This window comes from Streptococcus cristatus (assembly GCF_003943535.1).
In the GTDB taxonomy this organism is placed as follows: Bacteria; Bacillota; Bacilli; order Lactobacillales; family Streptococcaceae; genus Streptococcus; species Streptococcus cristatus_L.
This window is the reverse complement of sequence record NZ_RJPU01000003.1, coordinates 15,753-27,954: the sequence shown is the minus strand read 5'-3', so window position 1 is coordinate 27,954 and position 12,202 is coordinate 15,753. Positions and strand designations below refer to the sequence as shown.

The window sequence follows — 12,202 nt, the reverse complement described above, 5'->3', positions numbered from 1 at the left end:
TTTCTGTCCCAGGCTCTTTTTTAGTCAATCCTGCCAAAGTCATTGCTTTGTTAGCAGGAGCATTTTTGGTCTTGGTGTTCAGATAAAAAATCTCCAATCAGCTGACGGGAGATTTCCTTATTTTTTTCGATATTGACTGGGTGTCATTTGATAGTATTTTTTAAATTGCCGGTTGAAATTAGAAAGGTTATTAAAACCAGACTGGCTGGAGATTTCTAGAACCGACAGGGTGGAGTGCTGGAGGAGCTCGGCAGCCTTGCGCAGGCGGAATTGAATCAGATATTCAATGCAAGAAACGCCCAGATGTTTTTTGAAGAAATTCATGAAGTGCGTCGGACTGTAGCCGCAAATACTAGACAGCTGATCAATAGAGAGTTCTTCCTGATAATGCTCATTGATATAGTCGATGATAGATCGAATTTTCTCTTCCTTGCGGTAGCCCTCGGCAGACAGCTCCTTAGAAACGATATAGTCATTCTCAAAGAGCAAGTAGAAGAGCTGGTTAAGCTGGGCCTTGAGTTGGAATTCATAGTAGTTCTTTTGGCAATAACCCGTTTCCATAGTAGCCAGCAGGCATTGACGAATTTCCTCATAGGCTTGATCAGTTGGCTTGATGACATGGACAAAGTCCAGTTGACCATTGTAGAGAGGCTGTAGGTAGTGGATACTAGCATGATCCATGGCCGAATAGCCCATTAAGTCCAAGTGAAAGTTAATGGCATCCATGTAGTGGCGCTGCTGCTCAATCGGATGAATGGAGTGAAGGGCATTGGGACGAATCAGGACAATATCGCCTTTGTGACTGTTAAAATAATGATCGTCGATATGAAATTGGGCACTGCCTTCGTGGACGTAAATGATTTCAACATCGGTGTGCCAGTGGAAGAGGATGTCAGGCTGGCCGTTTTCCGTAATGGTCCGAGTCAGAGAATAGGGGGTCCCTTGATTCTTATATTCAGTAGTTTTGTGCAATTGGCCCAAATCCATCATAACGCCCTCCTTCGTAGAATACTATCATTTTTTAAAGTAATTAGATTGGAAAATGTGTTTGCCAACTATTATAATATAATTAAAAAGAAAATGAAAGCAGGAAAATAGAGAGGAGAAAATTTTCTGAAAGTCTAGTTTAGGCTGGCAGAGTGGACGAACCATTTAAGAATATTTGGCTACCATCCAGCTCCTTATAGAATAAGAAAAGTGTGGAATCTATGGCTCTTTCGAGCTCATGTTGCTTCCACACTTTTTTGTGCTGTGTTATCTAGCGGCCTTTTGTTCTTTATGTTTGTGAAGGATAAAGGAGTTTGAAAAACTCAGGCTTGCTAGTACAAAAAGAAGAAGGGTTGTTGCTGGATAGCTAAGGGAGATATGATTGGTTTTGATGATAAAGAGAAGGGCAAAGGCAAGAATGGCAAAGAAGATGCTAAGGCTCCAAGTCATTCGGCGACTGAATAAATGCTGCTCAAAGAGCAGAGGAATGAGGAGACAGCCTAGAAGAAGGCTCGTTGGGAAAACGACATACTCGGCAGAAAAAATTGTCAAGATACTCAGAGTGACAAACAGGCAGCTAAGTACATGATGGGTATAGTTGAGCCAATTTATTTTCATTGGAAAACCTCCTTTTGATGATTGTTTGGATACGGTTGATGGTGTAAACACCACACTTTCACACCTTTATTATAAGTCTTTAAAAGTAAAAAGCAAGCGATTACAATCATATTTACTCAGCCTGTCAATCTTTTTCATTACTCTGAATTATCAGATATTTTCAAGTCTCCTGGGACTTCTTTTTCTTTCAAAAAATAGATTTTTTCGGTATAATAGTCAAAGATAGTCAATGTTAGAGAAGACTTGAATGCTTATTTTTAGATATAACAGATAGAAAGGTATATCATGGGCATCAAAAATACCTCGGATAGTATAGAAGAATATATCAAAACAATTTTAGCGCAGGCGGGCATGGTCGAGCTCAAGCGCAGTGAGTTAGCCGATGTTTTTCAGGTGGTTCCGAGTCAGATCAATTATGTGATTAAGACACGTTTTACGGAGAGTCGGGGCTATATCGTGGAGAGTAAGCGCGGTGGCGGTGGCTATATCAGGATTGGTAAGATTGAATTTTCCGATCAGCACCAAATGCTGTCTGATTTGTTGACCAATGTCGGTGAGTCGCTCAGCCAGCCAGTTTTTTCAGATGTTTTGCAGCTGCTCTTTGATGAAGAAATTATCAGTCAGCGTGAGGGAGATCTGCTCCTAGCGAGTGCCAGCGATGCTGTCTTGGGGGCAGAGGCTCCGAGGATTCGAGCCAGAATGTTACGGAAAATTTTGCAGCAATTAGATAGAAAAGGAAATTAAGAATATGAATTATTCAAAAGCTTTAGTAGAAAGCTTAGAGGCGGCTCAACTTTTAGCCGGTCATTTTGCTACTGATTATTTAGAATCGTGGCAGGTGCTGATGGCTTTGGCTAATAATCCCTACAGCGTGGCAGGCTCGGCTCTAAATGAATTCCCTATTGAAGTGGATAAACTGGAAGAAGCAGCCTTTGACATTACTGGAAAAGAGTACCAAAAAAAGGGTGGTTTTGACTTATTGCCTTTCTCTCACCGTTTGGAGGAGCTCTTTGCTCAAGCAGGGCAGATTGCAGAAGCCGTCCATGCTAAAAGCCTAGGCACAGAGCACCTGCTCCTAGCCATGCTATTTGATCGTGGGACCTTGGCAGCTCGTGTGCTAGAAGCTGCAGGTTTCGGCTATGATGATAAGAGTTCAGCCCCTCGATTTAGTGATTTGCGAAAGGTTTTAGAGCAGCGTGCTGGCTGGGGCAGAGAGGAAATCAAGTCTATTCGCTCACTAAATAAAAACACAGCCTCTGCCAAGCAAACCATGGCGAATATGATGGGCATGCCTCCTTCAACCAGCGGTGGTCTGGAAGACTATACTCGGGATTTGACAGAACTGGCTCGGGCTGGTCGTCTGGAACCAGTTATCGGTCGGGACGAGGAAATTTCCCGGATGCTTCAGATCCTCAGCCGCAAGACAAAGAATAATCCAGTGCTAGTCGGTGATGCGGGGGTCGGTAAGACAGCTCTGGCTCTGGGCTTGGCTCAACGCGTAGCAGCTGGGCAGGTTCCAGCTGAACTTGCCAAGATGCGCGTCTTGGAACTAGACTTGATGAATGTCGTTGCTGGGACTCGTTTCCGCGGAGACTTTGAAGAGCGGATGAACAATATCATCAATGACATCGAAGAAGACGGCCATGTCATCCTCTTTATTGATGAGCTGCATACTATCATGGGCTCTGGCAGCGGGATTGATTCGACCTTGGATGCGGCCAATATCCTGAAACCTGCTCTGGCCCGTGGAACCTTGCGGACAGTTGGTGCTACGACGCAGGAAGAGTACCAGAAGCATATCGAAAAAGACGCTGCTCTGTCTCGGCGTTTTGCCAAGGTCACTATTGAAGAGCCTACGGTGGCCGACAGCATTGCTATTCTGCAGGGTTTGAGAAAGAGCTATGAGAATCATCACAAGGTGCAGATTAGTGATCAGGCCATTGAAACAGCAGTCAAGTATGCACATCGCTATCTGACCAGCAAGCATTTGCCAGACTCTGCCATTGACCTTTTGGATGAAGCTAGTGCAACGGTGCAGAATAAAGGACCGCAGAATTATAAACAGTCGGATTTGACGCCTGTGGATCAGGCTTTGATGGCTGGAAAGTTGAAAAAAGTCGGTCAGCTACTCGCAAAAGAGCAGGAACCAACTGTTTACAAGCTGAAAGTGGAAGCAGAGGATATCTTAGAGACTCTCAGTCGCTTGTCTGGTATTCCTGTGCAGAAATTAACTCAGACAGATGCCAAAAAATATCTCAACTTGGAAAAAGAACTACACAAGCGGGTTATCGGACAGGATGCAGCAGTTTCGGCTGTCAGTCGAGCTATTCGTCGCAATCAATCGGGTATTCGCACTGGCAAACGCCCCATTGGTTCCTTCATGTTCTTAGGGCCAACGGGTGTCGGGAAGACAGAGCTGGCTAAGGCCTTGGCAGAAGTTCTCTTTGATGATGAATCAGCCCTGATTCGCTTTGACATGAGTGAATATATGGAGAAATTCGCAGCGAGTCGTCTCAACGGGGCGCCCCCAGGCTATGTAGGCTATGAGGAAGGCGGCGAGTTGACGGAGAAGGTTCGCAACCGTCCATATTCTGTTCTTCTCTTTGACGAAGTAGAAAAGGCTCATCCAGATATTTTCAATGTCCTCTTGCAGGTCTTGGATGATGGTCAGCTGACCGATAGCAAGGGCCGCAAGGTGGACTTCTCCAATACCATTATTATCATGACCAGCAATCTGGGGGCAACGGCCCTGCGGGATGATAAGACGGTTGGTTTTGGGGCGCGTGACATCCGCTTTGATCAGGCCAATATGGAAAAACGCATTCTGGAAGAGTTGAAAAAGACCTACCGGCCTGAATTTATCAATCGGATTGACGAAAAGGTGGTCTTCCACAGTCTGTCTGCTGAGGATATGCAGGAAGTAGTCAAGATTATGGTGCAACCGTTGATTAGGAGTCTGGCAGAGCAAGGTATCGTGCTTAAATTCCAAGCTAGTGCCCTGAAACTACTGGCTCAGGAAGGCTACGATCCAGAAATGGGAGCGCGGCCGCTGCGCCGTACCCTGCAGACGCAGGTAGAGGACAAGCTGTCTGAGTTGCTCCTGACTGGAGATTTGGCAGCTGGTCAAACGCTCAAAGTTGGCGTCAAAAACGGTCAACTCAAATTTGAAATGGCTTAGGGAGGATGTGTGCAATGGAAATTCGTGTGATGACAGAAAAGGATTATGCCTCTGTTTACCAGCTGTGGCTCTCTTGCGCTGGTATGGGGCTCAATAACTTAGATGACTCTGAAGAAGGGATTGCCCGCTTTTTGAAGCGCAATCCTGAGACCTGTCTGGTTGCATTGGAAGGGGAGAGCTTTATAGGTGCTATTCTAGTTGGCACAGATGGACGTAGAGCGTACATTTATCATACAGCTGTCCATCCATATTTTCGTAGAAAAGGAGTAGGCAGAGCTCTGGTCGAACAGGCCTTGTCAGCAGTGAAAAGACTTGGTATCCATAAAGTATCGCTGGTCGTTTTTGAAAGAAATGAACTGGGCAACCGTTTTTGGCAGGAGCTGGGATTTTCAGTTAGAAATGATCTGCTTTACCGAGATCAAGGACTAACGGAGATGATTCGACAGGATACATAAAAAGCTGATTTACTTAGCATTCTTGCTAGGCTAGTCAGAAACGTGTTATCCTACTGAAGAATATCGTTTAGAAAGGCAGAAACTGTGTCTCTTCGTTATCTTACTCGAATCGCTCTTCTGGCGGCTGTCTGTGTCGTGCTTCGTTATGCCTTTGCTGGTCTGCCCAATATCAAGCCGATTACAGCGCTGTATTTTCTCTTGGTGGATTTTGAGGACTTGAAGGGCTCGCTTCTGGTCATGTCTATCAGTATCTTTGTATCTTCTTTCCTCTTTGGAATGGGACCATGGGTCCTTTTCCAGATCTTATCCTTTGCGGTGGTCATTTGTCTATGGTATCTGCTGTATCGGCGACTAGGCTTGTTTGGTCAGAGTATGTTGGCCTTGCTTTTAGCCTTTAGCTATGGTCTTGTGATTGATGGTATCACAGCTTTGCTTTATCAAATGCCTTGGTGGACTTATGTGGCGGCAGGAGCAGGCTTCAATCTAGCTCATGCCTGCTCAACCATGCTCTTTTATCCTATTTTATATTTTATTTTAAGGAGACTTTATCATGAAAAAAATCTTTAGCTTACTTACGCTTACCTTTGCTCTCTTTTTAGTGGGCTGTAGCAATAATCAAACAAAAAACGATACCAGCTCTAGTTCGGCTGCTTCTTCCGTCAAAAAGGAACTGAAAATTAGCATCAGTATTGCACCAGAAGGTCAGGAGAAGAGCGAGAAAACGGTGGCTGTTGAAGAAGGAAAGACAGCTATGGATGCTTTGAAGAAGGCCTATAAGGTCGAAGAAAAAGATGGTTTTATCACTTCGATTGACGGTCATGCTCAGGATGAAGCAAAGGGCCTCTACTGGATGTTTAAGGTCAACGGAGAAATGGCTCCTAAGGGTGCCAATCAAATCACGCTCAAGGATGGAGACAAGCTGGAATTCTACCAAGAAGTCTATCAGCAATAAATCTTGTAGAAAAAGAATCTGATGCTTAAGACATTAGGTTCTTTTTTTGCGCTTAATGCAGTTTTAAAGTGTCTGAAAAATATTTTTATAAAATTTTATAAAAAACTATTGACAAAAGAAAAATATAGTTTATAATAAAACCATAGAAATAATAAAATATAATAAAAAGGTTAAGCGTATGAAAGAAAAAATTGCAATCGTCTTTGGAACCTTTGCTCCCTTGCATCAGGGGCATATCGATTTGATTCAGAAGGCGAAGCGTTCTTACGACAAGGTGCGCGTGGTGGTTTCTGGTTATCAGGAAGACCGTGGAGAGGAAGCAGGTCTGTCTCTGCAGAAGCGATTCCGTTATACTCGTGAGACCTTCGCAGATGATGAACTGACTCAGGTTTATAAACTAGACGAAACGTCTTTTCCCCGCTATCCTCTGGGTTGGGACAAGTGGCTGTCGACTTTATTAGAGTTGGTGGGCTATGATGCAGAAGGTGAAGAGCTGATTTTCTTTGTCGGAGAGGCTGATTATCAGGCCGAGTTGGAAAAGCGTGGCTTCAAAACTTCTTTTGAGGAGCGACAGTTTGGGATTTCAGCTACGATGATTCGGGAAAATCCTAGCCTTTATTGGAAATATATCGCCCAACCTTTCCGCCGTCACTTTACCAAGAAAGTGCTGATTATGGGTAGCGCCAGTAATGGTAAAACGACCTTGGCTAAGGATTTGGCTCGCTACTATGATGCTCCAGTTAGTCTAGAATATGCTCGAGAATACCAGATTCAAAATAACGTACGAGACGATGAGTTGACACCTAAGGATTACTATTATCTACTTCTGGGGCAATACGCTCAGACTTCTCGCCTCATTGACAGCAACGCAAACCGTGGTCTGGTCGTGGCCGATACAAATTCGCTAGTAACCAAGGCCTACTATGACTACTATCTGAAAGAAAGTCCCGTTCAAGACGAGGAGACAGATACCTTTGACAATCTCTTTGCCAGCATTTTGTCTAAGGAAAAATGGGATTTGATTCTCTTTGCTGAGCCGGTCGGAGCCTATGTCAACGATGGCTTTCGCGATATGAGCATGGCAGACGAGGCTATCCGCAGTGATTTTTCTAGCTATTTGAAAAGGCTGAAAGAGGAGTGTTTAGCTCATATTCCGACGGTCTATCTGGCTGGCAGTTATTTTGACAATTATCAGGCGGCTAAAGAAGCGATCGACATGATTTATCAAGCAGATTAAAAAAGAAAGTGGTAAAATAGAATGGTAGTAAAAAATCAAAAACTCTCACCTGCAGCTCTCTCCGCAGGACTAAAACAAAAATCTCAAACCTTTGCTCGGAATTTTCAGAATGTCTGTGCAGCAGCTAAAGAACAGGGCTTTAGCGGTATTGCCAAATTGCTCTGGCAGGATTTATTTGGCGGGCGTAGCTTGTCTCAATGGCTCTACTTGATTGCTCTTTCCAGTCTGCCCTTCATTCTGGAGTTTACCAGTGGGCAGGAGCAGCATGACTGGTTGGGACTCTTTGCTTCCTGGACAGGCATCGTCTGCGTCATCCTAGTAGCTGAGGGGCGGGCCAGCAATTACCTCTTTGGAGCTGTTAATTCGGCGATTTATCTCATTTTGTCCTTCCAGGCTAGCTTTTATGGAGAAGTGCTGACTACGGTTTACTTCTTTATCATGCAGCCGATTGGCCTTTATACTTGGCTGTCCAACCGAGTCAATGAACAAGATAAGACAGAGCCTTCTCATTTTGAAGCTAAGAAGTTAGACTGGCGTGGCTGGCTTAAATATTTGGCCTTGACTGCCTTGATTTGGATTGGCATGGGGTTTGCTTATAAGAGCATTCACAGTCACCGGCCTTTCCGCGATAGTGTGACAGATGCGACCAATGGAATCGGCCAGCTTCTCATGACGGGGCTCTATCGCGAGCAATGGATTTTCTGGATTGCGACCAATCTCTTCAGTATCTACCTCTGGTGGGGTAGCAACCTTCATATCCAGGCCATGTACTGGGTCTATACCCTCAATAGTATCGTCGGCTGGTATCAGTGGACCAAGGCAGTGAAGAAAGCTTAGAGCAAGATTTGGAGGATTTTTGATAGAAAAAATAGCTTAGGAAAGGAAGAAAAATTCATGACCAAACAGGATATCCCAGCGGGAATGTCGGAAAAAGAGTATTACGAAACAATGGCGGATGAGTCCGCCTTTTTAGCATGGTACAAGACACAGGATTTGCCCAAGTATGAGACACCTAGCGTAACAGCAGATATGGTGGCTTATTGTTTTGTGGAAGGCCAGATAAAACTCTTGGTTATTAAGCGCAAGGCCCATCCTTATCAGAATAAATATGCTCTGGTCGGAGGTTTTGTGGACAAAAATGAGGATGCCTATCAAGCCTGCATTCGGGAGGTCAAGGAAGAAGTAGACCTCGAGATACCGCTGGAAAAGGTGGAGCAGCTGATGACGGTTTCCACTCCAGGACGCGATCCGCGTGGTTGGGTTATCACCATTGCCCATCTGGTCTATCTGCCGGCAATCGCTATCAACCAAGTCAAGGCTGGTGATGATGCTAAGGAAGTCACCTTCCTTAATGTGGACTTTAAGACAAGGAGTTTTAGAGATGGCGAGCGGCTTCTAACAGCAGAGGACTTTGCCTTTGACCACTACCAAATCCTGCTGGAGTCTATCAAGCGGATTCAGGGGCGACTGGACTGGAATCCAACTTTTCTCCATCTGCTGGAATCACCGTTTACTGTCTATGAAGGGACTGAGTTGGTCAATCTCATCACGCCTAGACGCCCCATCGTCAGCAATAATTTTCTCGTAAAATTTGGAGAATATTTGGAAGAGGCCGGTGTCAAGCGCGTGCCAAAGAAGAAGCCGAGAAAAGTTTATAAACTGAAGACAGAAAAATCGGATTAAAAGGAAATTGATGATATAGTTTACTTGCAGGACAAAAATGTTCTGCTTTTTTTATTTTTATTACGAATATAAAAGTAGCGACATATCTGCTGAGGAAGAGAGGAGACCTAAGTTCTAGATGCTATTTGCTTCAAAATTTTTTGAAAAATTCCATTTATCTAGTTGACATACTTTATTACGAGTGTTACAATAATATTACAAAAAGATTTCCGAATGTTACGAAGGAGAAGAAAAAATGAAAACTAAGACTTATACAAAATTGATGGCTGCTACTGTTCTAGCTTCTAGCTTGCTTTTAGGGGCTTGTGGTCACAAAGAAGAAACCAAGACTAACGCAAGTGCTAATAAGACAGTACAAAGTTCTTCTAGCTCTAAAGTTACCTCATCCAGCAAAGCAAGCAGCGCTCTAAAAGCCAGCAGCAATGCTTCTTCAAATAAAACAGTAGGGCAAGCAGAACAAGTACAGAAAGCTGTGGAATCCGTTCAACCTTCACAAAATCAAACTCAACAAGGAGTGGATCAGCAAGTTCAAGCTCAACAAAATACACAGGCTCAACCAAGCCAATCTCAACAAGCTCCTAGTCAACAAGCTACGCCGACTCAACCAACTAAACCAAATCAAGCGACTCAGCCAGCCCAACCGAGTCAACCAGCTCAAAATCCAGCCACTGATCGTCAGCTTCAAAACAAGCAGGCAGAAACAAATGCTCGTTATAAAGGCGTTTTGAATATGGTGGATGGAGATTTCTCTGCAGCTGCTGGTAGTTGGACAGATGCAGGAGGTAGTACAGTGACTGTTTCAGCAGGCGGACAGTTTAGTGTCAAGTCAGCGAATGGAACTGTCAATACTTACCATGTTGCTTCATATGCCTATACTTTGGATGATGGTCGCTATACAGCTCAGCTGGGTTCTGCTGAGCCATCTGCTCCTAAATTGGGCATCCAAATCACTACTGGCGCTGACGGTAAAGTAGCTGGTGTTCAATTGATCAAATAAGAAAAAAGAAATTTGCAAAAAAGGAGGCACCTTTGTAGATGCTTCCTTTTTTATTTCTTTAATGTTGGAGTTGCAAGAGTTCCTCAATCTCTGCCAATGTGCTGGCTTGTGAAATGGCACCGCGAAGTTTAGCTGCACCAGATGTCCCACGAAGGTAGTGGGGTGCTAGGCCACGAAACTCGCGAACAGCAATGTGTTCACCTTTGAGGTTAATCAAGCGTTTCAAATGTTCGTAGGCGATTTTCATCTTGTCCTCGAAGGTTAAGTCTGGCAGGATTTCACCTGTTTCAAAATAGTGGTTGATTTGGTTAAAGAGGTAGGGATTTCCCATAGCTGCACGGCCAATCATGACAGCGTCAGCACCAACCTCTTCGATACGTTGTTTGGCTTCTTGCGCGCTGCGGATATCACCGTTAGCGATGAAGGGAATCTTGGTCAGGGCTTGGGCTACGTCGTGCAAGGTCTCGAGGTCTGCGTGACCTGTATACATTTGCTCACGGGTACGGCCGTGCATAGCTAAGGCTGAGACGCCAGCGGCTTCAGCTGCCAGAGCATTTTCTACAGCTAGTGAGCTGTCAGACCAGCCAGTCCGCATCTTGACTGTCAGAGGAATATCCAGAACGGACTGGACCTTGTTGATGATTTTATAGATTTTCTCAGGATCCTTGAGCCATTTTGCTCCAGCTTCGTTTTTCACGATTTTGTTAACTGGGCAGCCCATGTTGATATCGACGATATCCGTCTTGGTATTTTCTTGAATAAATTCCGCTGCGCGGGCCAGGCTGTCTTCATCACTACCGAAAAGCTGGATAGAAACAGGATTTTCGCCTTCATCGATGTGAAGCATGTGAAGGGTTTTTTCGTTGTTGTATTGGATGCCCTTGTCAGAGACCATTTCCATCACGACCAGGCCTGCTCCCAGCTCTTTGGCAATGGTTCGGAAAGCAGAGTTGGTTACGCCAGCCATAGGCGCCAGAACCGTACGGTTGGGAATTTCAACATTTCCAATCATAAAAGGGGTATTAAGATTTGTCACGAATCAGTTCCTCCAAGTCATTTTGGTCAAAGTGATAGGCTGTCTGGCAGAATTGACAGATGATTTCAGCTCCGTGGTCTTGGTCACGCATCTCTTCTAAGTCAGCCTTTGGCAGGGTAGCCAAGGCATTCATGAAGCACTCTTTGCTGCAATCACACTGGAAACGAATTTCCTCTTCAGACAGGCTTTTGTAGGGTTCGTCTCCATAGATGGCAGCCAGCAGTGCTTCGATATGGTCATCGGATTCCAGCAGTTTTGAGATAGCAGGCATTTCTTGGATCCGCTTCTCAAAGCGAGCAATATCAGCTTCTTTGGCACCAGGCAGAGCTTGTACCAAAAAACCACCAGCAACCTTAACTTTATCATGCTCATCCAAGAGAACATTGAGGCCAACGGCAGAAGGAGTTTGCTGACTTTCCGTCAAGTAGAAGGCTAGGTCTTCGCCGATTTCACCAGATATGAGTGGCGTCATAGAATTGTAGGGATTGCCAGTACCGTAGTCCGTGATAACCAAAAATTGACCAGAGCTGACAAAAGGGCCGACCAGAACTTCGCCAGTGGCTGTCTTTTTGATATCTACACCGGGATTTTGCACATAGCCTTTGACATTGCCCTCAGTATCCGCCACGGTGATGATTGCGCCTAGCGAGCTAGTACCAAGAACCTTGACGGTGATTTTGGTTTGGCCTTTTTCATTTGCAGCCAAAATCTGGCTGGCAATCAGTGTGCGACCAAGTGCAACGGTAGAGCTTGCTTGAGTTTGATGTTTTTCTTGAGCGGTCCGGACCGTCTCTGTGCTATCCAGCACATAAGCACGGAAAGAACCATTTTCTGAGATAGTTTTAATAATTTTGTCCATACCTTTTATTTTAACATAAAAATAAAAACAAACGTAGCCTTTGTGCTTGTTTTGTCAAAGATTTCTTCTTTACATTGTGCTAGAATCAAGTTAAACAAAAGGAGAAGATTGATCAATCAGGATTCAGAGGAATTCATCTATGATCTAGCAGTGGCGGATGCGTCTGATTTGACAAATGTAACTTTTTTGGTTACAATTAA

The 12,202-nt window shown here is 44.6% G+C and carries 13 protein-coding genes; 9 read left to right on the top strand and 4 right to left on the bottom strand.

What is annotated here, in order from left to right; all coding sequences use genetic code 11:
• Positions 1-117: 117 nt before the first annotated feature.
• Together D8790_RS05955 and D8790_RS05950 are read right to left on the bottom strand one after the other, a co-directional pair.
• Positions 118-990, bottom strand: a complete 873-nt coding sequence (locus D8790_RS05955) for an AraC family transcriptional regulator (RefSeq protein ID WP_125387941.1) — start codon at positions 988-990, stop codon at positions 118-120.
• A gap of 264 nt (positions 991-1,254) precedes the next feature.
• Entirely contained in the window at positions 1,255-1,605 is a 351-nt protein-coding gene (locus D8790_RS05950) for a hypothetical protein (RefSeq protein WP_062005058.1), read from the bottom strand.
• A gap of 285 nt (positions 1,606-1,890) precedes the next feature.
• Here D8790_RS05950 and D8790_RS05945 point away from each other — a divergent pair, with 285 nt between their 5' ends.
• From D8790_RS05945 to D8790_RS05905, 9 genes are all read left to right on the top strand, one after another.
• Entirely contained in the window at positions 1,891-2,349 is a 459-nt protein-coding gene (locus D8790_RS05945) for a CtsR family transcriptional regulator (protein WP_125387940.1), read from the top strand.
• A 4-nt stretch (positions 2,350-2,353) separates the two neighbouring features.
• Positions 2,354-4,783, top strand: a complete 2,430-nt coding sequence (locus tag D8790_RS05940; RefSeq protein ID WP_125387939.1) for an ATP-dependent Clp protease ATP-binding subunit — start codon at positions 2,354-2,356, stop codon at positions 4,781-4,783.
• A gap of 14 nt (positions 4,784-4,797) precedes the next feature.
• Positions 4,798-5,238 (top strand): GNAT family N-acetyltransferase, encoded by a 441-nt coding sequence (locus D8790_RS05935; protein ID WP_005591148.1) that lies wholly within the window; start codon positions 4,798-4,800, stop codon positions 5,236-5,238.
• A gap of 84 nt (positions 5,239-5,322) precedes the next feature.
• Positions 5,323-5,805, top strand: coding sequence for an ECF transporter S component (locus D8790_RS05930; protein WP_125387938.1), 483 nt, complete (start codon positions 5,323-5,325; stop codon positions 5,803-5,805).
• The gene (locus D8790_RS05925; protein ID WP_048791764.1) at positions 5,789-6,190 is read left to right on the top strand and encodes a DUF4430 domain-containing protein; all 402 of its coding nucleotides are present in this window, start codon (positions 5,789-5,791) and stop codon (positions 6,188-6,190) included. The genes D8790_RS05930 and D8790_RS05925 overlap by 17 nt, the downstream gene beginning before the upstream one ends.
• Positions 6,191-6,368: 178 nt before the next feature.
• On the top strand, positions 6,369-7,427 hold the full coding sequence (locus tag D8790_RS05920; protein WP_005591145.1) for an AAA family ATPase: 1,059 nt from the start codon (positions 6,369-6,371) through the stop codon (positions 7,425-7,427).
• A 21-nt stretch (positions 7,428-7,448) separates the two neighbouring features.
• A complete protein-coding gene (gene pnuC, locus D8790_RS05915; RefSeq protein WP_005591144.1) occupies positions 7,449-8,264 on the top strand; it encodes a nicotinamide riboside transporter PnuC in 816 nt (271 codons plus the stop codon).
• Between the two features lie 57 nt (positions 8,265-8,321).
• The gene (locus tag D8790_RS05910) at positions 8,322-9,110 is read left to right on the top strand and encodes an NUDIX domain-containing protein (protein ID WP_125383460.1); all 789 of its coding nucleotides are present in this window, start codon (positions 8,322-8,324) and stop codon (positions 9,108-9,110) included.
• Positions 9,111-9,345: 235 nt separating this feature from the next.
• Positions 9,346-10,107 carry a hypothetical protein gene (locus D8790_RS05905; protein ID WP_125387937.1) on the top strand — a complete coding sequence of 254 codons (762 nt, stop codon included), beginning with the start codon at positions 9,346-9,348 and terminating at the stop codon, positions 10,105-10,107.
• A gap of 58 nt (positions 10,108-10,165) precedes the next feature.
• On the opposite strand, the gene dusB is transcribed toward D8790_RS05905, so the two are convergent.
• Positions 10,166-11,143 carry a tRNA dihydrouridine synthase DusB gene (gene dusB / locus D8790_RS05900; RefSeq protein WP_125387936.1) on the bottom strand — a complete coding sequence of 326 codons (978 nt, stop codon included), beginning with the start codon at positions 11,141-11,143 and terminating at the stop codon, positions 10,166-10,168.
• The gene (gene hslO / locus D8790_RS05895) at positions 11,130-12,002 is read right to left on the bottom strand and encodes an Hsp33 family molecular chaperone HslO (RefSeq protein ID WP_125387935.1); all 873 of its coding nucleotides are present in this window, start codon (positions 12,000-12,002) and stop codon (positions 11,130-11,132) included. Before hslO ends, dusB begins: the two co-directional genes overlap by 14 nt.
• Between the last annotated feature and the right edge of the window lie 200 nt (positions 12,003-12,202).

What these genes read in the sequence shown, in the direction of transcription:
- D8790_RS05940 (WP_125387939.1), top strand. Translation starts at nt 2,354, where the DNA reads ATGAATTATTCAAAAGCTTTAGTAGAAAGCTTAGAGGCGGCTCAACTT.
- D8790_RS05950 (WP_062005058.1), bottom strand. Translation starts at nt 1,605, where the DNA reads ATGAAAATAAATTGGCTCAACTATACCCATCATGTACTTAGCTGCCTG.
- D8790_RS05955 (WP_125387941.1), bottom strand. Translation starts at nt 990, where the DNA reads ATGATGGATTTGGGCCAATTGCACAAAACTACTGAATATAAGAATCAA.
- D8790_RS05920 (WP_005591145.1), top strand. Translation starts at nt 6,369, where the DNA reads ATGAAAGAAAAAATTGCAATCGTCTTTGGAACCTTTGCTCCCTTGCAT.
- D8790_RS05910 (WP_125383460.1), top strand. Translation starts at nt 8,322, where the DNA reads ATGACCAAACAGGATATCCCAGCGGGAATGTCGGAAAAAGAGTATTAC.
- hslO (WP_125387935.1), bottom strand. Translation starts at nt 12,002, where the DNA reads ATGGACAAAATTATTAAAACTATCTCAGAAAATGGTTCTTTCCGTGCT.
- D8790_RS05935 (WP_005591148.1), top strand. Translation starts at nt 4,798, where the DNA reads ATGGAAATTCGTGTGATGACAGAAAAGGATTATGCCTCTGTTTACCAG.
- D8790_RS05905 (WP_125387937.1), top strand. Translation starts at nt 9,346, where the DNA reads ATGAAAACTAAGACTTATACAAAATTGATGGCTGCTACTGTTCTAGCT.
- D8790_RS05945 (WP_125387940.1), top strand. Translation starts at nt 1,891, where the DNA reads ATGGGCATCAAAAATACCTCGGATAGTATAGAAGAATATATCAAAACA.
- pnuC (WP_005591144.1), top strand. Translation starts at nt 7,449, where the DNA reads ATGGTAGTAAAAAATCAAAAACTCTCACCTGCAGCTCTCTCCGCAGGA.
- D8790_RS05925 (WP_048791764.1), top strand. Translation starts at nt 5,789, where the DNA reads ATGAAAAAAATCTTTAGCTTACTTACGCTTACCTTTGCTCTCTTTTTA.